We start from the raw sequence: 24,197 nt of genomic DNA, 5'->3' as shown, positions 1-24,197 counted from the left end.
TAGTATCTCCTCGTCACGGGGGCGTAGCTCAGCTGGGAGAGCGCTTGACTGGCAGTCAAGAGGTCAGGGGTTCGATCCCCCTCGTCTCCACCATCGTGAATGCAAAGGCCTTCGGAATTCCGAAGGCCTTTTTTCATGCCAAAACACCACGCGCTGCAAACCCCACCTACGCCAACAAAAAGTTGCACAATTTATTTCCCATGTCTGTACATAGTTTGTTGGACAAACGCAATTACCAGTACGCCTCGCTGGTCAATTCGGGCTTCAGGAGCATCCATAACCTTCGCTAGCACCCCAATATCCTGCACCAATGTGAACAACATCCCAAAACAACCCCCTTGAACACTAAATGAACGATATGTTGTCCACCACAAGCCAAATCAGTTTCGCTACCAGCTTGTGCTAGGATACCTAACGTTACATGAGTTCAACTGTGCTCACGGCTCCAGCAAGCCACAAAGCGCAGGGTCGATCAGCATCCGGCCGTAACGGCGGTGCCAGAAACACCACGAGCTCCAATAAAGAAGTCATGCACGTTCTTATTTGTATTGATGTAATTCAAAGATGCATTTAATAGCTTGCGTGTCGAAGCGTAGTAGTTTTCAGCTGTTTGCGTGCGGTCCAGTTTTGTTCCCGCTTGACTGGTTCGCACGCAGCCAGCTGGAGTCGCGGTCTTTTTGCGATACACGGCCGCGACTCTAGTAACTGCACTCATACATACCGTTCACGGTGGGGCAGAGCCACGTGCTTGTCTAACTGGGCTCAGGGTTTGAATATGGAGCGCCTTCGCGCACAAGCGCCCTGGCGAAGCCATACCCAAACCCCGCGAGCCACACGTAAGACAGCAAGGGGGTGGTGCTTGTGTGGTATGTAATCCAGGTCATTAACGGTCGCGAAGACGTAATGCGCGAGCGCATCGAGCACATGGTGCCGGCGAGCGCCATGCAGGAGCTCTTTTATCCCCAATTTCAAACCGAGATTAAAGTGCACGGCGAATGGGTCAATACGACCAAGCCGCTCTTTCCCGGTTATCTTATCTGCGACACGGCAGATCCCCGCACCGTGCAACAGTATCTGCTGCGCATGGACGACTTTGCCCGGGTGCTTTCCCAGGACGGTCAGTTTGTGCCGCTGGCAAAAGAAGAGGTCCAGCTTATTGGCAGCTTTACGCATAGGGGAGACCGCGTAGTGCCCATGAGCGAGGCCCTAAAAGACGGTGACCAGGTTGTAGTGACGGCAGGTCCGCTGCTGGGCCACGAAGGCCTTATCAAAACCATTAACAGACGCAAGAGCACTGCTTATTTGGAGCTCGACCTGTGCGGCCGACGCGTGACTACGCGCGTTGGCCTTGCCGTGCTTTCAGCCGAGCAGCGCGTAAAGCGAAACCTTAAAAAGGCGATCGCCTAGCTGAAGGCGACTGCCGTACAGAACAGGGAGGATCCTCGGGGGCGGGGATAACGGGATCAATAGGGAAGAGAAGAGCGAATCTTGAACACCGAATCTAAGCGCAAAGCAAAAGGGAAGCTGAGCGCCTTTGAACCGTATGCGTTGATGGCGTATGACATTGCTGCAACTTTTATTGCCGTGTTTGTTGCATCGTGGGGAACGCAGCATTGGGCGACACTCAGCGGAGCAGCCGGCACATGTCCGGCTATTCTTGTGCTTGCGCTTGTTAACGTTGTCGTCTTTTGGTTCTTCCATATGTATAGCAGTTTGTGGCGCTATGCGAGCATTTCTGAGGCTGGACGTATTGTTGCCGCCGTGACGGTGGGCTCAGTTATTGGCGACATTATCTTTAGCGTGTTATTTGGCAAGGGTATGACCCTTCGTGAGGACGTTATGTCATGGGCTATCGTCCTCATTATTTGCGGTGGCGGCCGCTTTGCTATTCGCGCCATTTATGGTAGCCAGCTCTGGCGCTTTAAAAGCAATTCCGATGCGCATCTCCCGCGTACGCTCATCGTAGGAGCAGGGGAGACCGGCTCTCTTTCCATCAAACGTATGCTCAACGGAGATCCCGATATGATCGGTGATCCGGTTGCCGTTGTTGACGATGATCCCAATAAGCAAAATCAGCGTATTCATGACGTTAAGGTCTGCGGTACTTGCGCCGATATCCCTACTATTGCGCACGATTGTGAGGCTGAACAGATTGTCGTGGCAATTCCGAGTGCCACGCATGAAGAGCGTCAGCGTATCTATGACCTGTGCATGAAGACGGGTCTTAGGGTCCTCACGCTCCCCAATGTCCGCGATATTCCGCAGGATGGTGTAGGCAGGGTTGCCCTTCGTGAGGTCGAGATCAGCGACTTGCTTTCTCGCGAGGAGAAGTCGCTTGACCTTAACCAGATGGGCTACGTTACCGGAAAGCGCATTTTGGTCACGGGCGGCGGCGGATCTATTGGCTCAGAGCTTGTACGTCAGCTGCTTCCGGCAAAGCCGGCGCAAATCGTGTTGTTCGACATTTACGAGAACACTACCTACGAGCTGTATCACGACATCATCAAGACCGCTCATGATCAAGGCACCGATATTCAAGTCTATATTGGCTCCATTACGCATCTCCCAGCGATTACCAGGGTCTTTGAGAAGTACCATCCTCAAGTTGTTTTCCACGCTGCAGCCCACAAGCACGTTCCTCTTATGGAACACAACGCCCGCGAGGCAATCGAGAATAACGTCTTTGGCACGCTCAATGTTGTACGCCTTGCCGATAAGTACCAGTGCAGCCACTATGTGCAGATTTCTACCGATAAGGCCGTTAATCCCACGAACGTAATGGGTGCCACCAAGCGTATGGACGAGATGATCGTTCAGTATTATGCGGCAAACAGCAAGACCATTTTTACGGCTGTTCGCTTTGGCAATGTTCTGGGTAGTCATGGATCGGTCATCCCGCTGTTTAAGCGTCAGCTTCGCGAGGGTGGCCCTATCACCATTACGCACAAGGACATTACGCGTTACTTCATGACTATCCCGGAGGCCAGCAAGCTTGTCATTACTGCCGGCGCTTTGGCGCATGGCGGCGAGATTTTTGTACTGGACATGGGTGAGCCGGTCAAGATTTACGACCTTGCCATCAACCTTATTACGCTGAGCGGTCTTAAGCCTGGCAAAGATATCCAGATCAAAGAAGTCGGCCTGCGTCCTGGCGAAAAGATGTACGAGGAGCTCCTTATGGATAACGAGCAGCTCCTGCCTACCGAGCATTCCGAGATTCGCATCTCCACAGCCGAGGCTGACAAGATGGAAGAGATCAAAGACAAGCTTGAGAAACTTCATGATTGCGTCGACAAGGATAACGATGCGGTTAAGTCTGTTCTCGCCGAGGTTGTACCTACGTATCATCCGCAGTTTAACGATTAGGGATAAGGAGCCAAGATGGACATTAAACCCTTCGAGAATAAAGTTTGGCTTAGCTCGCCGACTATGCACGGCGATGAGCTCAAATACATTACCGAGGCATATGAGACCAACTGGATTTCGACGGTAGGGGAGAATATCAACGAAGTCGAGCGCCAAATGGCCGAGAAGATTGGTTGCGGCTATGCCGTTGCCCTTTCTTGTGGTACTTCAGCGCTGCATCTTGCCATGAAGCTCGCTGGAATTAAACCCGGTGATGAGGTCCTTTGCAGCGATATGACGTTCGACGCGACGGTGAACCCAGTTGTTTACGAGGGTGGCGTCCCTGTATTTATCGATACCGAGCGCGATACCTGGAACATGGATCCTATTGCCTTGGAGAAGGCCTTTGAACTGCATCCGACTTCAAAGGTCGTTGTGGCGGCGCATCTTTACGGAACGCCTGGCAAAGTCGAAGAGCTTCGTTCAATTTGTGATGCGCACGGGGCTGTCCTTGTTGAGGATGCCGCTGAGTCACTTGGCGCCACGTATAAGGGTCGTCAGACTGGTACGTTTGGTGACATCAGCGCCATTAGCTTTAACGGCAATAAGATCATTACCGGTTCCGCTGGTGGCATGCTTTTAACTGATAGCAAAGAGGCAGCCGATAAAACGCGCAAATGGTCGACCCAGTCTCGTGAAGCTGCCCCTTGGTACCAGCATGAGGAGCTTGGTTATAACTATCGCATGAGCAATGTAATTGCCGGTGTTGTGCGTGGCCAGATTCCATATCTGGAGGAGCATATTGCCCAAAAGAAGGCTATTTACACTCGTTACAAGGAGGGCTTCAAGGGCCTTCCGGTGAGTATGAATCCCTATGACCCCAACGTTTGCGAGCCGAACTTCTGGCTTTCTTGCATGCTGATTGAGCCCGATGCGATGTGCAAACAGGTTCGTGGCGAGAGTGAGGCGCTTTACGTAAGCGAACCTGGAAAGAGCTGCCCCACCGAGATTCTTGAGGCTATTGCTGCCATTAACGCCGAGGGCCGACCCATCTGGAAACCCATGCATATGCAGCCTATTTATCGTATGAATGCTTTCGTAACGCGCGAGGGCAATGGCCGGGCTAAGACCAACGCGTATATTTCCGGCGGTGCAACGGGCGCAGATGGCTTGCCTTTGGATGTGGGCGCTGACATCTTCCATCGTGGTCTCTGCCTGCCCTCCGACAACAAGATGACTCCCGAGCAGCAGGACGTAATCATCGAAGTGATTAGGCGTTGTTTTGAGTAGGACGAATGTGACGGGTCATTCACCCTCGATTTATGAGCGATTCGTCAAGAGAGCGCTTGATATATTGCTTTCGGTGGTTGCTCTTGTTGTCCTTAGTCCGATTCTTGTTGTAACCGCCGTGCTTGTGAGGGTGAAATTAGGTTCGCCGATTCTCTTCAAACAGATTAGGCCTGGCCGAAGGAATTCGGAGACCGGTGAAGAGGAACTATTTAAGCTATTTAAGTTTCGAACCATGACAGACGGACGCGACGAAGAGGGCAACCTCCTTCCTGACTCTCAGCGTCTTACTCCGTTTGGGAAGGCTTTGCGTTCGACGAGTATTGATGAGCTCCCCGAGCTTATAAATATACTTAAAGGCGATATTGTCCCTCGTCGGGCCTCGACCCCTTGCTACAGTTTACCTTCCTTATTACACCCCTGAAGAACATCACAGACATGACGTGAGACCAGGTCTGACCGGTTTGGCTCAAGTGATGGGTCGCAACTCAATCTCATGGGAAGAAAAGTTTTCGTATGACCTTGAGTATGTCGACGAGCTTTCGTTGAAAACAGATTTGCTCATTATTATCCAAACCGTAATCGTCGTTTTAAGGCGCAGTGATATTGGTCAAGGCGAAAATCATCCGGGCTCTCTTCATGAAATTAGGAGTAATGCGGTAGGGGGAACCAAGTCGCGTGATTAAAGAAATCGGGAGCGAGTTCTGGGAGACTCCGCTCGTAGACGATGACAATGGATTATTTCCGGCTGACATACATTGGCTAGTTTCGGGCCGCGCCGCCATTGCGCATGTCCTCGATGATCTGTTAAAAAAGAATCCTTCTGCTTCGTCGGCAGCTCTTCCTTCCTGGTGTTGCGGGTCCATGATTGAGCCCTTCTTCCAGCGTGGCTTTAAGTTGACCTTTTATCCCGTTAGCTTTATGCGAGAAGGTGATCTTAAGCGCGATTTCTCTCTTGCTATGGGATGTGACGTACTGCTGGTTATGTCCTATTTTGGCTTTGAGGAGCCCGAGTACCCCGGCGACTATTCGGGTGTCGTGATCAACGACATCACTCATTCTGTTCTTAATCGAGATGTTTGGCTCGGCGATTATGTAGTAGGTAGTCTAAGAAAGTGGATGGGGATTGCGACCGGCGGTTACGCTTGGAGCCGAGATGGTTTTGTTGCTGAAGCTCCTACGGGCAGGCTTGGTGAGTTTGAGAAGCTTCGCCGTTGTGCATTCATCGAAAAACAGAAGTATATGGAGCAGGATGGAGAAAAAAAGTATCTTGCGATTTTTTCTCAAGCAAACTCAATGCTAGAGCCCTGCGGGGTCTATGCGGGAGATCCAAAGGATAGTCAAACTGCTAGACACTTTAATTCATGTTACTTGGCTGCTAGACGTAGGGAGAATTACAACTGTTTGCGTCAATTCCTCGGCGATTATCTATTATTCGATCAATTGCCGAACACGTTTGTTCCCCTGTTCGTCCCCCTACTGTTGCCCGATGACGTTGACAAAAACACAGTCAGGTCAAATTTGGCCTTCAAACGGATCTACTGCCCTTCGCACTGGCCGAGGGATCATCGGATTCCGATGCTTGATTCGAATAGTGAGGTCTTATACGAGAGGGAAGTAAGCGTACCTTGCGACCAAAGGTACGGTATCGAAGAGATGACATGGCTTGGTGAGGCTCTTCTCAAGACAATTCAAGAGAACCGAGGAAGCGGAATAGTTAGATTGAGTCAGGAATAAAGCCGATGGATATCGTTATTATTTCGAATTTCTGCAGCAACCTTAGTGGAAACGGTAACAATCGATTTCTTTATCTTTCCAAATTGCTATCCAAACGCCATTCTGTTGAACTTATTACGAGTAGTTTTTCACACAGTGAAAAAAAGCAGAGATATGCTGCGGAAATTGTTGACCTGCCTTTTAAGGTCACTCTTGTTGATGAGCCTGGCTATTCCAAGAACATTTCACCACAGAGGTTCTTTAGCCATCAAACATGGGGTGCAAACGTCCTTGAGTATCTACGGAGTCGTAAGAAGCCTGACCTTATCTACTGCGCCATACCCTCGCTGACTGCTCCTGCTAAGGTCGGCGAGTACTGTAAAGAGATTGGCTGTCGTTTCGTTTTGGACGTTCAAGACCTATGGCCCGAGGCATTTGCTATGGCGTTTAACGTTCCAATTATTAGCAGCCTAGCATTTATTCCATTTAAAAATCTTGCTGACAAGGCTTACTCTTCCGCTGATGCCATTATTGCTGTGTCTGAAACTTATATGCGAAGAGCTTCTTTAGCCAATTCCAAGGCTGCAATTAAGAAAATAGTGTATCTAGGGACCGATCTTTCTGAGTTCGATTCGTATGTTTCGACCGGAGGTAATGCCTGTAATCACGGTGCCATCACGCTTGCCTATTGTGGAACTTTGGGTAATAGCTATGACTTGGATCTCGCAATAGATGCTGTACGCATTGCTCAAGATCGTACCGAGCGTAGGATTCGTTTTCTTGTCATGGGTAGTGGCCCTTACGAGGCGCAGTTCAAGGAACATGCAAGCGAGACTGGGATTGACTGCAGGTTTACGGGCAGGCTCCCATATGGTGATATGTGTAGGCTCCTGAGTGCTTCTGATATAGCCATCAATCCCATTAAGAAGGGTTCTGCTGGCAGCATTATTAATAAACATGCCGACTATGCCGCAGCTGGCGTTCCGGTTATCAATACCCAAGAAAGCCCCGAATATCGCAATCTTGTTGAATGCTACTCCATGGGTGTGAACTGCTCCTGTGGATCCGTGGAGGAAACAGCCAAAGCCTTAAGTCTCCTTGTCAATAATGACGATCTTAGGACCAAGATGGGTGTTAATTCTAGAAAATGTGCCGAGGAGTTATTTGATAGGAGCAGAACTTATCGAGAGCTTGCCGAATTGCTGGAAACCATATAGGAATACGCATGAATATCGTTTTTATTTCAAAGCTCAGCGGTCGCCTGTCTACAGGCCCAAGCAATAGCGTTCCAAAGCAGGTTAACGCACAGGCTGCTGTTGACAACGTTTTTTGGTATAACCTGAATTATGTTTGCAGAGATGAATGGAAGACGGGCGCTGTTCCTTGCCACACCCTTGACGAATACCCTGACGGCTCCATCTCAGCGCTTCCAGAACCCTTCAACAACCCAGATCTTGTTGTCTATGAAGGCTTCTATGAGTTTCCATTCGATAAGACAGTCTTTGAGCTTAAGCGAAAAAAAATACCATACATCATCATTCCGCGCGGAAGTATGACCGAGAGAGCTCAATCTCAAAAGAGGCTCAAAAAGATATTCGGCAACCTCGTGTTTTTTAACAGCTTCTATCGAGGATCTGCTGCGGTTCATTTTCTCACTAATAGGGAGCGAGACGATTCTAAGGGCTTCAATTCTTCCACCTGCGTTATTTTGCCCAATGGAATCACTGCAAGGACTCGCTCGCGTGTAGCAGTGGAGCATGAGGGGATACGTGGAGTTTCAATCGGTAGACTTGATATTGATCATAAGGGTCTCGATCTTCTATTAAATGCAGTCGAAATCGCACAGGATATCATGCGAGAGGCTTCTTTCTGTATCAATCTGTATGGTTCCAGCGAGAATGGATCTGCAGATCAGCTCGAAAAAGATGCAATCGAAAAGGGCATCACTGACCTCGTGACAATTAACCCTCCGGTGTTTGGCCCGGATAAGGACAAGTTGCTAGAGAATTCGGACCTGTTCGTCATTACTTCGAGATATGAGGGACACCCCATGAGCATGCTTGAAGCCCTCTCATATGGTTTGCCTTGTCTTGCCACTGACGGAAGCAACATGAGAGGTGAGGTTGACTGTGCCAAGGCGGGATGGACTTCTGACAATTCTGCCGAGGGTATCGCCGCTTCTATTTCAGAGATTTGCGAAAACAAATCAGAGCTAATTGAGCGGGGGCGTAATGGCTTGGAGCTCTCACGAATGTACGAGTGGAAGCAGATAGCCCATAGAACGCATGATGAGTATGAGCGCTGTTTGAATTAGTTTGGAGTATCGCATTGAAGAATACCGCAAAGTCTAAAATCGCAAAGGCCTTTAAGAGTCCGTCCGAGGCATGGGCCGGTCTCGTTCTGAGGCTATGCCAAAAGCCCTTCATTTCTGATGAGACCGCCATTAAGGCTGAGTTTCGAGCCTATATGGGCCATACCTTGGATTTGAACAACCCCAAATCTTTTAATGAAAAACTTCAATGGCTAAAGCTGCACGATAGAAATCCGCTCTATACAACACTTGTTGACAAATTGGCGGTTAAGGAATGGGTTTCAAGCAAAATTGGGGCCCAGTATGTTGTTCCTACCTTGGCGATCTGGAAAGACGTTGACGAGATTGACTTGAACGTGCTTCCCGAGCAATTTGTCATGAAAGCTAATCACTATAGCGGCTATGTTGCAATCTGCAGGGATAAAGAAACGTTCGATTTCTCCTATGCGAAAAAGCGCCTTGCCGCGATGATGAAGAAGAATCTTTTTTACTACGCCCGTGAATGGCCATACAAGGATGTAAAACCCCTTGTGTTCGCTGAGGAGTACCTTGAGCCGGATGAAACCGGATCAACTGCAGACTATAAGGTATTTTGCTTTTCTGGGGAGCCCAAGATGATTCAGTTACACAAAGGGCGATACTCTAACCACACACAGGATACTTTTGATCCTCAATGGAATCATTTGGATATTCGTCAGCCAGGGTATCCGCTTACAGGCGTAACCCCGGCCGCTCCCAAACAACTTGAAGAAATGCTACGTCTTTCTAGGATTCTTTCTGCCGGTATTCCCCATGTTAGAGTTGATTGGTACATCAACCGCGATCAATTAAAACTCGGCGAAATGACTTTCTTCGACGCAAGTGGACTGTGCCCCTTTGAAAAATATGAAGATGATCTCATGATTGGGTCGTGGATTGATTTGAACAGGGCGTATTCCGCGAACGGACGTCCGTAATGTATTTATTCGAGCGCATGCTGGGCACAGCGACTTTCTTCTTGGTATTAATTGTTGCGTGTAATAGCCTATATGTTGCTAATGGCAAACAGATAAAGCAACGCCTGCTTCTCTATATCACAGCGCTTGCTTTCTTAGCATTTATATTTATACCGAACCGGGGCGCAGACTTGTCCCGCTTATATTATGCACTCCATCTATATGGAACGATGGATATTTACGATATAGCAAGAGCGTGCTCCCATTCATCAACGCCTGTTATGGTCATCTATTTCTGGGCTATTGGAATGTTAAGAGTCGATGCCCTGCTTCCGATGATCTCTTGTGCATTGTTCTATTCACTTGTTTTTTCTTGTTATTGGGATTTTGCAGAGAGGCTCAAAATCGACGTCAAAATCGTTGCCCTTGCAATTTTTCTTTGCATGAGCTCTGGAATTTTTTTTCAAGTGATTAGTAATATCAGGTCCTATTTAGCTACGGCGCTTGTATTCAGAGCGTTTTATACGGAACAGTTTACAGGCAGAAGTCCTTTTAAAAACATCCTCTACTACTTGGTAGCCGCATTGTTTCATTCGTTCGGACTTGCACTCGTCATTCTAAGAGTTGTCCATATATGCTTCACGAACAGCAAGAATATGCTTCAAAAATTGATTTCAACAGCTTTCGTTTTATTAATTATTTTTCTTATGATGCGATATGGCGGTTCGTACTTGAATGCCCTGTCTGACAAGGCGACTGACTATATTGCTGGCGAATCGTATTTCTATATATGGGAAGTCATTATTCACTCTCTGCAGATTGCCATTACTGTCTATTTGCTTATAAAGCTTTTTAGAATCGACTGTACGGTGGATCAAATCGTGCGTAATAACCTTGCTCTGTTTATTGTCCTTATCACAATGGTTGCCGTCATGTCTCTTCCTTTTGACTATTCAATTTTCTTGCGCACGTCAGTTCTTCTTTCACTAGTGTCGCCTCTTGTTCTCATGCTTCTAAGTTCAGCCTGGTCAAAAAAGGAGCACGATTGCATTTGTGCGGTTGTATTTACATGGTCAACGGTCTCTCTATGTTTGGCTTGCGCTCGTGGTGATCTGAGTAGTTACAAGTTTCTTTTGCTATAGGAGTTATTTTGGGCGAACAAACAATTGGCAAGAAAGCGGTTACTGCAACTAAATGGTCATTGCTTACGCAAATCGCTTCTAAGATTATTCAGCCAATTACGACCTTAGTGTTGGCGCATATTCTTACGCCGGATCTATTTGGCGTAATCGCGCTCGTTACCATGGTGACGTCTTTTGCCAACATGTTTTCCGATGCTGGTTTCCAGAAATATCTCGTGCAACACGAGTTTAAGACTGATGCAGACCTTCACGATTACGCAAATGTCGCTTTTTGGACTAACCTCGCCGTATCGTTTCTCCTCTGGTTTCTCATCGGTCTATTCCGTGATGGCCTTGCTGCGTTGTTGGGGGGATACCACAATTGGTTGGGCGATAACCGTTGCGAGTTCAGTTCTTCCACTTACAGCGGCAATCAGTGTTCAGACGGCGCTCTATCAAAGGGCGCTTTCGTTTAAGGTCCTGTTCTCTTCGCGATTTGGATCGTCCCTTCTTACTCTTGTTGTTGCTGTACCACTTGCGCTTGCAGGTTTCGGCTATTGGTCGATGATTGTGGCGACCATCGCGAGCAATGCACTTCTAGCCGTTTGGCTGACAATTGAGTCAAACTGGAAACCGACTTTCTCTTACAGCTTTCGATATTTAAAGCGCATGTTCAGCTTCAGTGCTTGGACCTTGTTAGAGGCGTTTACCATCTGGCTTGCTGGTTGGGCGGGATCGTTTATCCTGGGTAACGTACTTGACGCCTACTACCTAGGTCTGTACAGAACAACTGTCTCCCTTGTTTCTGCAGCGACTGGGCTTATCTCTTCGGCGGTTACTCCCGTCATATTCGCGACGCTTTCGAGAATGCAAGGAGACAGAGCACAGTTTGATAGAGCATATTTCAAAATGCAAAGCTATCTAGCAATGTTCGTTGTGCCAATTGCCTTCGCGCTATTCGTCTTTCGCGAATCGATTGTGCTTGTGTTTTTAGGTGATCAGTGGGTCGAAGCATCCACTTTTCTTGGGCTTTACGGTATGGAAAGTGCATTTTCAGTTGTCATCGGATATATGGCCTCTGAGGCATACCGGTCTCTGGGAAAACCTAGGTTGTCCGTTGCTGTGCAACTTGCATATCTCGCAGCAACCGTTCCTTGCATGTTTTTCAGTGCAAAAGCGGGTTTTGATGTTTTCTCAATTGCCTTGCCTCTCGTAACCCTGTTCTCGTATTCAGGTTCGCACTTAATCGCTTGCAAGACCAGACTCTCGCTTTCTATAACCGAAACCTTTAAGGTTCTTCTGCCATACCTCGTTATATGTGTCCTTGACTCATTCGTCTGCAATCTTCTAGTGGTGTTGATTCCGTTCATTCCCGCTCATTTTCTTGTAATCCCACTGTACTGCCTTCTTTACTTAGCCCTACTTGTGTCGCGTAGAGAACAACGGGATACGCTAATCGATGTTGCCAACAGATTCGGCCTTGCAAGGTTTCTTCCGCATTTCTTGCTCAAATAGAACGATGTCTTTTGCAAAAGAGCAATTTGCTATGAAAGGTGTGATAACTGTGAAAAATGTACTTATAACGGGAATCGGTGGTCTTACTCCGAGATCCATCGCACGCCGAATCAGGAAAACTCATCCTGAGTATCGACTCATAGGATGTGATGTAAACCCGAAAGCAATTGGCTTCTTTATGGATGGACTCCTCGACGCAAAGTATGTCTGTCCAAGGTGTGACTCGGCAGACTATTTCAGCTGGATTGAAAAGCTGGTAGAGCGTGAGTCTATTGACTTTGCCTTTGTGCAGCCCGAGTCTGAGATTGTCGAGTGGGGGAAACATTTCGATCAAACAGGGCATTTCCCTTGTGTTACCTTTATGGGATCGACGGAGCTATCCGGGTCCCTGCGTGACAAGGCGATCATGGCCGAGGTTCTCGAGGGTACGGATTTTATCCCTAAGACAATCAAGGTTACCCAGGACGAGCCAAGGTTTGATGCGGTTGAAAATGAAATTGGGTTCCCCTGTTGGATAAGAGCTACCGAGGGGACAGGCGGTCTCGGCTCATTGCGACTTGACGACCTTAGCAGCTACAAAAGTTGGCTCTTTATCAACTCTGAGATTCCTGAGTTTACCGTGAGTGAATTTCTCACTGGGCGGCATATTGCGAACGAGATGCTGTATTACAAGGGTGAATACGTAAAGGGTGCAGCGCTTGAATGTGCTGAATACGTAATGGCAAACATTGCTCCATCGCATGTCACGGGCAACACGAGCTTTGGTCGCCTGCTCAACGACAAGACTGTCAACGAATTCTGTGATTCTTGTATTAAATACATTGAGCGCAAACTTGACCTCGCAGCGCACGGAATCCTGTCTTTTGATTTGAAAGAGGATTCTAAGGGAAACCTGAAGGTTACTGAGGTTAATATCAGGCACATGGCCTACACGGGTGTCCTGGCCGAGGCTGGTTTCGACTTAATTGAAGACTCGATTCGTATTATGGAAGACGGTGGCGCCCTTCGCGTTGAGCGCGATCCTTTTCATGTATTTGAAAAACCATTCGTGTTTTTGCGTGATGTAGATATTGAACCCATTTTGCTCGATAGCGAGGATTGTTTTCTGGCCCCCCGTTCCGACGGCGATTGCCAGGCAAGTGATTGCAATGAATAGAATATTGAGCATCAGAGAGCTTATTCGAGAAGATGTGCCCGTTATTAATGGCTGGCGGAGTAGCGAAGAGCTCATGAGTTACTTAGGTGCGCCCTACAGATTCATTGGGCCCGACGTCGACTATCGCTGGTTTGAGAATTACTTAAACAATCGCAGCAATACGATACGGTGTTGCGTGTGCGAGGACGGCAACGCCAAGCCCCTTTGTCTCGTTACTCTAGCTGGGATTGACTGGGTGAGCAGAAACTGCGAACTTCATATCATGGTGGGCAACGACGAAAATAGAGGCAAAGGCATCGGCTCGTTTGCCGTAAAGAAAATGATAGAGCATGCCTTTCTTGATATGAACTTACGTCGGATCGAGTTAACTGTCCTAGAAGATAACGCTCGTGCTCGACATCTTTACGAGAAGTTTGGCTTCCAGTACGAAGGCATTAAAAGAAAAGCAAAATACAAGCATGGCCGCTATGTCGACATGCGACTTATGGCACTGCTGAAGAGCGATTGGCTTGCAGGCAGGGGAAGCAACAATACAATCTCGTAATAGTCATTAAAGTGTCTGCCATTAAAGCTACGCCGAAATATACGTAGAGGTCCTGATGAGACTACTTGTCGAATTTGGTGCGGCACGATGAGATATCCTGAGTCTTAAATTCTATGATAGGAGAATAATGAGTAAAGTGCTCGTGACGGGCGCCGCCGGCTTCATCGGCGCGTTCCTCGTCAAGAAGCTGCTTGATGAGACCGATGACGTTATTGTCGGCCTCGACAACCTCAACAGCTACTACGACCCCGGCATCAAGGACGCGCGCCTGCGCATGCTGGCCGAAGCCGACACAGACGGCCGCTTCACCTTCGTGCGCGGCGACCTGTGCGATGCCGCCCTCATCAAGCGTCTGTTCGCCGAGAACGGCTTCGACGTCGTTGTGAACCTCGCCGCCCAGGCAGGCGTCCGCTACTCCATCGAGAACCCACGCGCCTATCTGGAGAGCAACCTCGTGGGCTTCTTCAACGTGCTCGAGGCCTGCCGCCACCACCCGGTGAAGCACCTGGTCTACGCCAGCTCCAGCTCGGTCTACGGCGGCAACAGGAAGGTTCCGTTCTCCGAGGAGGACCGAGTCGACTCGCCGGTGTCGCTCTACGCCGCCACTAAGAAGTCCAACGAGCTCATGGCGGCCGCCTACTCAAAGCTCTACTCCATCCCTGCCACCGGCCTGCGCTTCTTCACCGTGTACGGCCCCATGGGCAGGCCCGACATGGCCTACTTCGGCTTCACCGAGAAGCTGCGCCGCGGGGACACCATCAAGATCTTCAACATGGGTAATTGCAAACGCGATTTTACATATGTTGATGATATCGTTGAGGGCGTGCGCCGTGTAATGGACAATGCGCCGGAAGTGCGAATAGGCGAAGACGGTCTCCCGATGGCTGCTCACCGCGTCTACAATATCGGCAATTCGAATCCTGAAAATTTGCTTGATTTCGTTGATACCCTTCAGCGCGTGCTCGTTGAAGAAGGTGTTTTGCCTCCTAATTACGACTTCGAATCGCATAAGCAACTTGTTCCAATGCAGCCCGGCGATGTTCCTGTAACTTACGCTGATACAAGTGCGCTAGAGCGGGACTTTGGTTATAGACCTGCTACCAAGCTAGAAGACGGTCTTCGTGCCTTTGCTAAATGGTATAAGAGCTATTACATGGTTGAGCTCTAATGAGCAGGCGTAGTTTCGCTGATATTCTTCTGAATAGTGAGTTCAGTCCTTCGGACGAATATTACAGCCTCGTTCATCTTCTCTATGATTCTGACCCTCCTGATCAGTGTTCCTTTTATAGCTTGATGAATATGTATTTCGGCTTGATGCCTTTCGCCGGTACTGCGATTTCCCTTTGGGATTTTAATCATAGACATAATTTTACGTTTTCAACTGATGATGATTTATCAACCGTGGATCTTAATAGGCTCCTCTTGTTATGCGAATACATATTAAACTTCGCTATACACATGCAAAATATAGATGACTGCATGCAGGAGTCACTATTTTTGATCAAACATATTCGAGCTATTTGCAACAAGATTTCTTATCAGGAATCCGAAGTTAAGGGCATTTTCGTCTTGGTGCCGAGGAACGATTTGATTAACGCTTCAGCCGAGTGCTCCCCTGCTGAAGTGGCGATAGATTTAATTACCTTTGATTACTGGCGCTACAAGGGAGACCTTGATCGCAAGCGTCAATATTTATCTAAGTTCGCTCGCGAGCTCGAGCCTAAGCGGGAGTGCCTTGAAGCTCTGTCTAAGCGTCTTACGTCTGATTTCTTTTACCTAGTTAACTCGCTTAATATTCGTCATAACAATGCATCAGAGGACTCTAAGAAGTATTTCGAACCTCTCGGAAGCATGTCAGATCATGAACTTGAGTCCTGGTATGACACGTTGCGCAACATGGCTGCCAGTCTCTTCCTTTTGGTTGATTACTCTGACATCTCTGAATCTATTAATTCCTTGAAACACAACCACTAAGTCGTTTTTTATTCCGTTCTTTGACAATTGGAGAATGACATGAAGATCGCTATCGCCGGTACCGGCTACGTCGGCCTGTCCCTCGCCGTCCTGCTCTCGCAGCACAATGAGGTGCATGCTCTGGACATCGTGCCCGAGAAGGTCGAGAAGATCAACAACTATGTGTCGCCCATCCAGGACGACGAGATCGAGCGATTCCTGGCGGAAGCAAAGGCGGGGGAGCGCGAGCTCGACCTGCACGCCACGGTCGACGTGGCCGAGGCATATACGGGCGCCGACTACGCCGTCATCGCCACGCCTACCAACTACGACTCGGACAGGAACTTCTTCGACACTTCCTCCGTCGAGGCCGCCATCGCCGCCGTTCGCTCGGTGAACCCGGACGCCTGGATCGTCATCAAGTCGACGATCCCCGTGGGCTACACCGCGGGGCTTCGCGAGAGGCTGGGCGACAGCAAGATCTTCTTCAGCCCAGAGTTCCTGCGCGAGAGCAAGGCGCTCTACGACAACCTGCACCCCAGCCGCATCGTTGTGGGCGCGCCGAAGGAGGATGCCGACGCCGTCGCTGCCGCCGAGCGCTTCGCACGCCTGCTTGCCCAAGGAGCGGACCCAGCCGAGCTGGAGCGCGTGAACGCCGACGGCACCGTGGGCATCCCGGAGCTCGTGCTGGGCACCACCGAGGCCGAGGCCGTCAAGCTGTTCGCCAACACCTACCTGGCTCTTCGCGTAGCCTACTTCAATGAGCTTGACACCTACTGCGAGGTCCGCGGCCTCAACACCCGCGACGTCATCGACGGCGTCTGCCTGGAGCCGCGCATCGGCAGCCACTACAACAACCCCAGCTTCGGCTACGGCGGCTACTGCCTGCCCAAGGACACCAAGCAGCTGCTGGCCAACTACAGGGACGTGCCGCAGAACCTGATCGAGGCCATCGTGGACGCCAACCGCACCCGCAAGGACTTCGTGGCCGACGAGGTGCTGCAGATGGTCTGGGACCGCGTCTACGAGGGTAAGCCGAAGCCGGTCGTGGGCGTGTACCGCCTGACGATGAAGTCCAACTCCGACAATTTCCGTGCGAGCTCCATCCAGGGCGTCATGAAGCGCGTGAAGGCCAAGGGCGTGCCCGTGGTGGTCTACGAGCCCACGCTGGACGCGCCGGAGTTCTTCGGCTCCGAGGTGACCCACGACCTGGAGGCCTTCAAGGCGAAGTGCGACGTGATCGTCGCCAACCGCTGGAGCGACGAGCTTGCAGACGTGGCGGACAAGGTGTACACGAGGGGTATGTTTAAGCGGGGCTAGGGGAGAGGCGGCTGGTTGCAGTGGGCGGACTTAGATTAAGGCAAGACCACAGTACGATCATCGTTCCTGAGGACGGGGGCGTATCGGCTAGCGCCGATACGCCCCCGTCCTTAGTTAACTCGAAAATACAATATCAGATACCACGGTCACGAGTTGAACACTAGCTAGCATGAGGCAAAATAAAAATTTTTAGAGACGTGGTCGCTAAAAAACACTTGACTTAACAATGCAAAGCGAAATACAGTCGATTGGAGAACAAAGCGATGCATGCCAAAGAAATCACCGAGACAATTAAAAAATACATGCAATGTGACACCATTGGCCTTCAAGCTTTAGTCCTGCATGGCGAATGGGGTTCGGGGAAGACGTATTATTGCGAGAACGATCTTAAGCCTGCGCTTAAGGAATTAGGTATAAAGGTATGCCGTGTATCGCTATTCGGCGTTTCCGATTATGACGAGATTTGCAATAGGGTTCTAGCCTCTTGGCTTCATTTTTCTGAAAACTCAACGAAGCGCATTGATGCCACAAAAAATGTTTTTAAGAAAGGCGCAATTGACGTTAGTAAGTCAATTGCAAGCAAGCGGCTAGCAAAAATTGGAATTCAGGTTTCCATTAAACCTGACTTATTACTATCTTTGATTGGAATGAATAAAGTTCTCGTGATATTGGACGATTGCGAACGTAGCAGCTTCGCTCATGATGACCGCTCATTTCTTGGGTTTGTTAACAATATGGTCGAAAATCATGGCTGGCATGTGATGCTTGTCAGAAATCAGCCACTGTCTTTTGAGGATGACTGCTCTATAGAAAAAGCGGTTATTAGCCAAATTGAGTATGAGCCAGATCTACAGGTGCTTTACCGGGCAATAGTAAAGGACCAGTTATCCATTCCCGAACAGATTGACTTCAAAGTCAAGGATGCAGTTATCGACGGACTTAAGGACTCCCTTATCAACGCAAGAGCTCTATCAAGATCAATCCCGTGTATAAACTACGTATTAAGCTCGTCGGCTCTTGTCGATGAGTCCATAGATTTTCATGGAAGAGTACAAGCGTTCTCAGATTTTGTTGGATATGCAGTTCAAGCATCAGCAGGAATAGTTCCTAATGAGCCAAAAGACGCGAATAGCTCAATGAGCATTTTCGACGAGTCTGAACTCCAGGAATACGATTATTATCTTACTTTATCAAAGGCCCTTGCTCCATTAACTGAAGGGAAGGATGTAGACCCAGAAACTGTTAAGAGTTCTTTCAATAAATTTGTACTAGAGAAAAATCCCAATTCTGCCGCAGATGTCGAGGCCCAAGAAATGGAATACCATTGGGGCGCTTTACGGAGCTTGGAAGACGGTCAGGTTGAATTGCTCGCGAACCATCTTAAAAACATGCTAGCTAAGGGACAGTATTCTCAAGTATGGTTTTATAAGATTATTAGACATTCACTCGATCTTATTATTCTTGGGTTCTGGGATGAATCTTTTCGCGAGAAGCTTCTCGATTCGCTTCGGCATGCCGCCAATCATGACCCCAAGTGCGACGCTGCCGCTTTGAGGCAAGAACGAGATAATATGAATGATTTTTATGGTACAGATGCCAATCTCATAATGGACAAACTTATAACTGAGGTTGAACAAGATGAAAGAGATCGAGATTTAAATCGCATCAGTCTTGAGTTTTCTATAGTTGACCAGAACACAGGTAAAACAATCTCTGCGTTTTTTGAAAAAGCCATAAAATCAGAGAACCAAAATAGAATACTGAATGTACCAGCTGAAACTGTTGCCATGGCAACCTATGAAGGAACCGCCGATTCACAAAATTCCCTGCATTTATTTTTTCATACCGGCATGAAGAGTTATGCAGACAAGCATAGCCTGAATGAAGCCGTTGAATGGTTAAAAATGATTGACACTCAACTTGTCAAAGTGGGGTCCAAATCTCGCATGGGCGGACTGAGGACCAAATGGATTCGCAATGACATCAAGCAGACAATAGCAACGTTAAATGAAAGGGCGCAGGATATTTCAACTGATTCCGGTGTATATATGTGATTGCGTTTAGTCGCTCAATGGCTTGCCGATGCCGCGCACTTGCTCGACGTTTCCGAAGCTTCCTTTCACCGACTGACAAAACGGATTACACCTAATTTCCGGGTCGTTTTACAGGTAATTCGTTCGCCACTCGCCCAATCTCGCTACACTAATAACTGCTGCTACCAGGGCATTTCTTGGTACAGCTTCCATTGGCTCTTGCGAAGATCGGAGCGGTTATGTTTGCCACCGCGTTCCACACTAGCCGTCACTACATTCTGCTTACCGTCATGGCCTGCCTATGCGTTTTGCTGGGCGGGCCTTCTTGTGCCGCGGGCGCGGACAGCCTGTTCATTGCGGGCGCCACGTACTACGAGCCAGGTGTTTCGGGTCCCGGTTGGGCTTGGACCGAAGTCGACCATCTGGAGCTTACCGGCTATGCGGGCGAGGCCATCGGCGCCGACGGCGACCTGGTGGTGACGCTTGTGGGGCAAAACTCCGTGATCGAGACGCATGCGCCCGATGCGGACATTTCCATGAGCGGCATGGAGGTGTGGGGAAACCTTACGCTTCGCGGCTCGGGTTCGCTCACGGCGACGGGTTCGCAATGCGGGATCCATGTGGCCCAGGCGCTGGTGGTGGACGACTGCACGGTCGATGCCAGGGCCGACGGGGCAGGCGTTGTTAGCCAGACTGTGGCTGGCATCGCCGCAGGTAGCTTGACAGTACGTGGCGGCGGGCGCGTTGCTGCTTCGGGCGCGGGTTCCGATACTGGCTTGCGCTTTTATGGCGTACGCTTGCTCGACGAGGGGTTTGGTGCTGAGGCTGCGAGCGAGACACTCGTCGTGGATGCGTCCTGGCTGGATGCAACCGGTACGGATGCCGGCGTTGCCTGCAATCGCGGGTCGCTCGTGGCCGCGCACTTTGTGACGCCTGCAGGCGGAGCCTTTGGTGTTGCCAGCGTGGTGGATGTTAGCGGGGCCGTGGCGCCGCACGTGGAGATTGAGCCCGATGGCGCCACCGGCCCGGCGGGGGAGACTGAGTCGCCCGTCGGCGAGGTGCCGGGGGATGGCGTGGCGGGCGCCGATGTTGACCCTGCTAATAGAGGGGCCGCTGCGGAGCAGACGACGCATCCCACGGTGAAACCCGTGGCTGCGTCGCCCAAGACAACGGTCACCAAGACCACCGTCACCAAGACGACCAGGCCCAAATCCACTATGGCAACATCACCGACACTTCCCAAGACCGGCGACAGCTACTGGATAGCAGCCTCCTTAACGCTATTCCTGCTGGGGACAGTGCTTCTAAACGCCGCATATCGCTGCTGATGCGGCGCGACGCACTTGGCTGCGATACAAGAGCTCTGTAGGAGCTTTAAGGGCAACGCTTTCTTATTACTTCTCTGTACCACCTTTGGGGGTAACCACCGTGCCATACCTTGGTGCTATACTCGGAGCCCTAAGGAAGTGGTTCATATGTACTTGAGCGATACTAAGATTCAGGAGCTAATCGACAGCGAGGTTCTGCTCCATGCCGATGCTTCGAACATCGGACAGGTTACGTATGACTTGCGCACCGACGGCTTCTACATTAACGAGAACAAGCAGTCCGAGGTCGAACTCGGTCCTGGGGATTCGACATTCGTCTCTTGCGTTGAATGTGTAGCGTTGCCAAACAATTTGACCGCTAGCGTACTTCTGCGCAATTCGCGCATTCGCCAGGGGCTTTCTTTGGACGCGCCGCTATATTTCCCCGGACATGGAACACGGCTGTTTTACCGTGTTACAAACGTAAGCGGCAACACTATTACGCTCGATACGTCTAAGGGTATAGCGCAGGTTGCATTCCAGCGCGTTGATGGCATGGTAGCCCATCCTTACCACGGCGCTTTCTCTGATGAGCTCAACTTTAACGGACTTGCAGATTATTCCGACGTATATGCCGGGGAACTTAAAAAGGTCGAGAACAAGAAGGAAGAAATCGTCAATATCGAGTCCCGTATCTATGGCAACGTCCTGGCCCTCTTCGCCATTTTCGCTGCGATCTTTACGCTCGTAAACGTCAACGCCGGAGGTCTGTCCTCCAATATAACAACCGTCAACTTTGTTGCACTCGACCTGCTGATTATTGGCGGTTTTCTGGTCCTAGCGTCCGCAATCGAAGCCTTCCTTGTTAAGGACAAAGACAAGAAGGCGTACTTGCCTCTTGCATTAGGTATCGTTTGTATTGGTGTAGCGGTGTACTTGGCATTGCATCAAGCGGCCTGTGCTTAAGACTAGAAAAACATATCTTCTGATGTGGGGCGTATCGACTGATGTTGGTATGCCCTCGTCTATTTGCTGGCCATCCTATGCTAGAGCCTTTGTGAACAATACGATCACCGTCGATCAGCTTGGACGATCTATGAGGCTCGGTAACCTGGGGGAGCAGATTGTGCTCAAAAGCGAGCGTGCGTTTAAGAGCATTCGTTTTGCGGGATTTGAACGTGCGCAGCAAGCTCTGTATGGTCCATTGGCCAAGGAACGAGATGAAGCGGCAAGGGCGCAGTATCGGGAGCTCCTTGCCGAAAACCCGTTTGAGGGAATACGTATCGTCGATATCATTCGAGAGGGGATGACGGGCGATGACCTACGCCTACAGTGAGATGTATCTCGAGGATGCAATGAGAACGCTGGGCGAGGCGGTCGATTTTGCTCTCTGTGACCAAGGGCTGACTCCAGCCGAGTTGACGGCGATCATGTCGAACGCTCTTGAGATGAAACAGTTTGAGCGCGGTATGCCTCGCGTCGTCTGCGGCATGACGGGCGACGAGCTCGCGCGCGATATTATCGCCCATGCGGGACTGACCCCCGTCAGATGTAGGGAGACCTATCCGTTCGACCGTTCGCCTCAGTATTGGGCGGGGTGGGTTATGGCCTATACGCAATGGATGAGCAGCTTGGGCTTTAATAAGCTACTCGAAGTCGCTCCGCTCGATTGGATCATCGGCTCGTACCATCCGCTCCACGAGGCCTCCGAAGATAAATTCGCCCAGATTGTCATCGAAAAATGGAACAACGCCCAGGCAGACAAAAAGGGCCTCAAGGCGGCACGAAAGGCTGCCGGACTAACGCAAAAACAGCTCGCCGCCCAATCGGGGGTTAAGCTTCGCGCCATACAACTCTACGAGCAGAACCAGCTCGACCTACGCCGCGCCTCGGTTTCCTCGGCATTGGCGCTTGCAGACACCCTAAACTGCACCATCGAAGACCTCGTCTGGCAACCGATTGCTCTGGAGTACGACTCGCAGGCTATTTCGTCTGTAAAGCTATAGAGGAGTCAGACATGCCTTGGAGCTATGTTCAACAAGATGACGGCGCTGATTGCGTTGCTCAAGAAGATCATTCAACTGCGCACGTGGCAAATTCAGCATCACCGATTTTGCTCGGCGGCACCACGTCAATCGACGAAGCTATTCGGCTGACCATTTCGAACATGCCCAACGCGCTCAGGCTCTTGGAGAACTCATGATGGCGGACACGAAGCGGGGAGCGCATCCGTTCGCGCCGCTCGTGCTCGATGATGCCGGTTCGCTCGAAGATATGGCCGCGGCCGTGATGCGCCTGCACAGCACGCTGATAACGGTCGGGCGCTGCTATACAACCGACGCCACAGGCGACCGGGCCGCGCTTGAGCTTGGGCGCGTCGAGTCCGTGCTTGCGGGTGCATTCTGTACGATATTCGGCCAATCGCCGGCCGATCGCTTCACAGACATCTTTGACCAGGTCACCTACGTTGCCGAGCACATGGTCAAGGACCACATCTTTGAAGACGGTAACAAACGAACCAGCCTTGTCTTTGCGTTGTCCGTCTTAAGGTTCGCAGGCACTCCGGTCGTGCTGTCTGACAGCCCCGAACCAAAAGACAACCAGTACTACGCCTGGATCCAGGACCTCGTTTCCAGTCGCCGCACGAACAGCGAGCTAGCCGAAGAGCTGCGCTGCGGATTCGTTGCGGGCACGGGCGATCTGTCGCTCGTATAGAATCTAAGCATCCGCACGCCGGTTAATGAATTGATTGGACACCACATGGAGATCCCCAGCACTCTGTGCAGCAATGTGTACGACTTCGCGTTTTGCCCCGAGCCCTGCTACGACCGCTTGGTCGACCTCGCCGACCCCGAGGACTGGGGTCCCGGCAATCGCATCCTCAAAAACTACCTGTCGTTTTCGTTTAGCCGCGCGGTGTTCCTGACCGAGCGCGACGTAAACCAGACCGCGCCGTCCAACCTGCCGCTGGTGTTCGACGACGACCGCTGCCTGTTCAATACCGGCTTGTACACGCGCCGCTACGAGACCATCTACGGCCTGTTTGAGCCCAACACCAAGCCCGACGCGCGCCAGCGCTGGTTTTTGAAGGGCTTCTTTAAGGAAAGCGACCCCATGCTGGTCTCGTTTGAGTACCTGCCGTGCCGCGTGCGCTTTGCCGAGGACCCCTCCGAGCTGGTCTTTGACTACCGCCTGCCCATCCGCTCCAACATCGACCACATTCTGGGCGACGAGGAAAACCTTACGCGTATTCCCGCCAGCCTGATGGGGGAGGGCAGCTCGCTGCTGCTGCGCCGCGCCTTTGAGGGAGCTGTCGTCGAGGCCGCCCGCCGCGCCGCAGCCAACTACACGCTCGCCGTGCCGCAGTTCTACGGCGGTCGGATCCAGCTGCTGCTGCCGCTGTGCCTGACCGGCGACAAGCCCGAACTGGCGCTGACCATCCAGCGCGAGGACGGTTTCTACGCAGCACGCACCTGCCTCACACTCGACATGGCCTACAACAACGCTCGACTCATTTGCCGCCCCGAGACCTCTTGGATCAAGCGATAAAGGTCGGTTTAGCCGGTGGTTTGTCGGCTGCCCCGATTGTGGTGGTGCGGTTTGCGCCCACGAATTGGTTGATTTCCGATCTCAGCCGAACACATTGAGCAAATA

Annotated in this window: 25 protein-coding genes and 1 tRNA gene; all 26 read left to right on the top strand. The window is 50.6% G+C overall.

Annotation, left to right across the window (positions count from 1 at the left end; translation table 11 throughout):
* Positions 1–17: 17 nt before the first annotated feature.
* The 26 genes from DWV20_RS00125 to DWV20_RS00005 all read left to right on the top strand — a co-directional run bounded on the left by DWV20_RS00125 (position 18) and on the right by DWV20_RS00005 (position 24,092).
* Positions 18–93: transfer RNA gene (locus DWV20_RS00125), tRNA-Ala, on the top strand.
* A 768-nt stretch (positions 94–861) separates the two neighbouring features.
* Entirely contained in the window at positions 862–1,407 is a 546-nt protein-coding gene (gene loaP / locus DWV20_RS00120) for an antiterminator LoaP (RefSeq protein WP_233539731.1), read from the top strand.
* Positions 1,408–1,488: 81 nt separating this feature from the next.
* On the top strand, positions 1,489–3,366 hold the full coding sequence (locus DWV20_RS00115) for a nucleoside-diphosphate sugar epimerase/dehydratase (protein ID WP_233539730.1): 1,878 nt from the start codon (positions 1,489–1,491) through the stop codon (positions 3,364–3,366).
* Between the two features lie 15 nt (positions 3,367–3,381).
* Positions 3,382–4,635 (top strand): DegT/DnrJ/EryC1/StrS aminotransferase family protein, encoded by a 1,254-nt coding sequence (locus tag DWV20_RS00110; protein WP_118256056.1) that lies wholly within the window; start codon positions 3,382–3,384, stop codon positions 4,633–4,635.
* 7 nt (positions 4,636–4,642) lie between these two features.
* Positions 4,643–5,056 carry a sugar transferase gene (locus DWV20_RS10145; protein ID WP_370448146.1) on the top strand — a complete coding sequence of 138 codons (414 nt, stop codon included), beginning with the start codon at positions 4,643–4,645 and terminating at the stop codon, positions 5,054–5,056.
* The gene (locus tag DWV20_RS10140) at positions 4,998–5,318 is read left to right on the top strand and encodes a sugar transferase (protein WP_304650761.1); all 321 of its coding nucleotides are present in this window, start codon (positions 4,998–5,000) and stop codon (positions 5,316–5,318) included. The genes DWV20_RS10145 and DWV20_RS10140 overlap by 59 nt, the downstream gene beginning before the upstream one ends.
* Positions 5,311–6,369, top strand: coding sequence for a hypothetical protein (locus tag DWV20_RS00100; protein ID WP_118256055.1), 1,059 nt, complete (start codon positions 5,311–5,313; stop codon positions 6,367–6,369). Before DWV20_RS10140 ends, DWV20_RS00100 begins: the two co-directional genes overlap by 8 nt.
* A gap of 5 nt (positions 6,370–6,374) precedes the next feature.
* Positions 6,375–7,565 carry a glycosyltransferase family 4 protein gene (locus DWV20_RS00095; protein WP_118256054.1) on the top strand — a complete coding sequence of 397 codons (1,191 nt, stop codon included), beginning with the start codon at positions 6,375–6,377 and terminating at the stop codon, positions 7,563–7,565.
* Positions 7,566–7,573: 8 nt separating this feature from the next.
* Positions 7,574–8,662, top strand: a complete 1,089-nt coding sequence (locus DWV20_RS00090) for a glycosyltransferase family 4 protein (RefSeq protein ID WP_117635205.1) — start codon at positions 7,574–7,576, stop codon at positions 8,660–8,662.
* 14 nt (positions 8,663–8,676) lie between these two features.
* Positions 8,677–9,615 carry an ATP-grasp fold amidoligase family protein gene (locus DWV20_RS00085; protein ID WP_118256053.1) on the top strand — a complete coding sequence of 313 codons (939 nt, stop codon included), beginning with the start codon at positions 8,677–8,679 and terminating at the stop codon, positions 9,613–9,615.
* Positions 9,615–10,736, top strand: a complete 1,122-nt coding sequence (locus DWV20_RS00080) for an EpsG family protein (RefSeq protein WP_117635207.1) — start codon at positions 9,615–9,617, stop codon at positions 10,734–10,736. The genes DWV20_RS00085 and DWV20_RS00080 overlap by 1 nt, the downstream gene beginning before the upstream one ends.
* Positions 10,737–10,843: 107 nt before the next feature.
* Positions 10,844–11,191 carry an oligosaccharide flippase family protein gene (locus DWV20_RS10160; protein WP_370448148.1) on the top strand — a complete coding sequence of 116 codons (348 nt, stop codon included), beginning with the start codon at positions 10,844–10,846 and terminating at the stop codon, positions 11,189–11,191.
* Entirely contained in the window at positions 11,073–12,230 is a 1,158-nt protein-coding gene (locus DWV20_RS00070) for an oligosaccharide flippase family protein (protein ID WP_370448147.1), read from the top strand. Before DWV20_RS10160 ends, DWV20_RS00070 begins: the two co-directional genes overlap by 119 nt.
* The gene (locus tag DWV20_RS00065; RefSeq protein ID WP_118256050.1) at positions 12,175–13,386 is read left to right on the top strand and encodes a hypothetical protein; all 1,212 of its coding nucleotides are present in this window, start codon (positions 12,175–12,177) and stop codon (positions 13,384–13,386) included. Before DWV20_RS00070 ends, DWV20_RS00065 begins: the two co-directional genes overlap by 56 nt.
* Before the next feature lie 4 nt (positions 13,387–13,390).
* Positions 13,391–13,930 carry a GNAT family N-acetyltransferase gene (locus DWV20_RS00060; RefSeq protein WP_199408637.1) on the top strand — a complete coding sequence of 180 codons (540 nt, stop codon included), beginning with the start codon at positions 13,391–13,393 and terminating at the stop codon, positions 13,928–13,930.
* Positions 13,931–14,057: 127 nt separating this feature from the next.
* Complete coding sequence (locus DWV20_RS00055) at positions 14,058–15,098, top strand: NAD-dependent epimerase/dehydratase family protein (protein WP_118256049.1); 1,041 nt, start codon at positions 14,058–14,060, stop codon at positions 15,096–15,098.
* Entirely contained in the window at positions 15,098–15,904 is an 807-nt protein-coding gene (locus DWV20_RS00050) for a hypothetical protein (RefSeq protein WP_117635211.1), read from the top strand. Before DWV20_RS00055 ends, DWV20_RS00050 begins: the two co-directional genes overlap by 1 nt.
* A 39-nt stretch (positions 15,905–15,943) precedes the next feature.
* Positions 15,944–17,203 (top strand): nucleotide sugar dehydrogenase, encoded by a 1,260-nt coding sequence (locus DWV20_RS00045; protein WP_118256048.1) that lies wholly within the window; start codon positions 15,944–15,946, stop codon positions 17,201–17,203.
* 263 nt (positions 17,204–17,466) lie between these two features.
* The gene (locus tag DWV20_RS00040) at positions 17,467–19,257 is read left to right on the top strand and encodes a hypothetical protein (protein ID WP_118256047.1); all 1,791 of its coding nucleotides are present in this window, start codon (positions 17,467–17,469) and stop codon (positions 19,255–19,257) included.
* A gap of 218 nt (positions 19,258–19,475) precedes the next feature.
* Positions 19,476–20,564 (top strand): hypothetical protein, encoded by a 1,089-nt coding sequence (locus DWV20_RS00035; RefSeq protein ID WP_118256046.1) that lies wholly within the window; start codon positions 19,476–19,478, stop codon positions 20,562–20,564.
* Positions 20,565–20,711: 147 nt separating this feature from the next.
* The gene (locus DWV20_RS00030) at positions 20,712–21,509 is read left to right on the top strand and encodes a hypothetical protein (RefSeq protein ID WP_118256045.1); all 798 of its coding nucleotides are present in this window, start codon (positions 20,712–20,714) and stop codon (positions 21,507–21,509) included.
* Positions 21,510–21,600: 91 nt separating this feature from the next.
* A complete protein-coding gene (locus DWV20_RS00025; protein WP_118256044.1) occupies positions 21,601–21,879 on the top strand; it encodes a hypothetical protein in 279 nt (92 codons plus the stop codon).
* Positions 21,860–22,549 (top strand): helix-turn-helix domain-containing protein, encoded by a 690-nt coding sequence (locus DWV20_RS00020; protein ID WP_117640892.1) that lies wholly within the window; start codon positions 21,860–21,862, stop codon positions 22,547–22,549. The genes DWV20_RS00025 and DWV20_RS00020 overlap by 20 nt, the downstream gene beginning before the upstream one ends.
* A gap of 11 nt (positions 22,550–22,560) precedes the next feature.
* Positions 22,561–22,746, top strand: a complete 186-nt coding sequence (locus DWV20_RS00015; protein ID WP_117757177.1) for a hypothetical protein — start codon at positions 22,561–22,563, stop codon at positions 22,744–22,746.
* The gene (locus DWV20_RS00010; protein WP_158566247.1) at positions 22,746–23,258 is read left to right on the top strand and encodes a Fic family protein; all 513 of its coding nucleotides are present in this window, start codon (positions 22,746–22,748) and stop codon (positions 23,256–23,258) included. Before DWV20_RS00015 ends, DWV20_RS00010 begins: the two co-directional genes overlap by 1 nt.
* A gap of 45 nt (positions 23,259–23,303) precedes the next feature.
* On the top strand, positions 23,304–24,092 hold the full coding sequence (locus DWV20_RS00005) for a DUF3825 domain-containing protein (protein WP_118256042.1): 789 nt from the start codon (positions 23,304–23,306) through the stop codon (positions 24,090–24,092).
* Positions 24,093–24,197 lie beyond the last annotated feature (105 nt).

The sequence above is a fragment of the Collinsella sp. AF02-46-1 genome, assembly GCF_003465825.1.
Lineage (GTDB): Bacteria > Actinomycetota > Coriobacteriia > Coriobacteriales > Coriobacteriaceae > Collinsella.
This window is presented reverse-complemented; position numbering and strand designations above follow the sequence as displayed.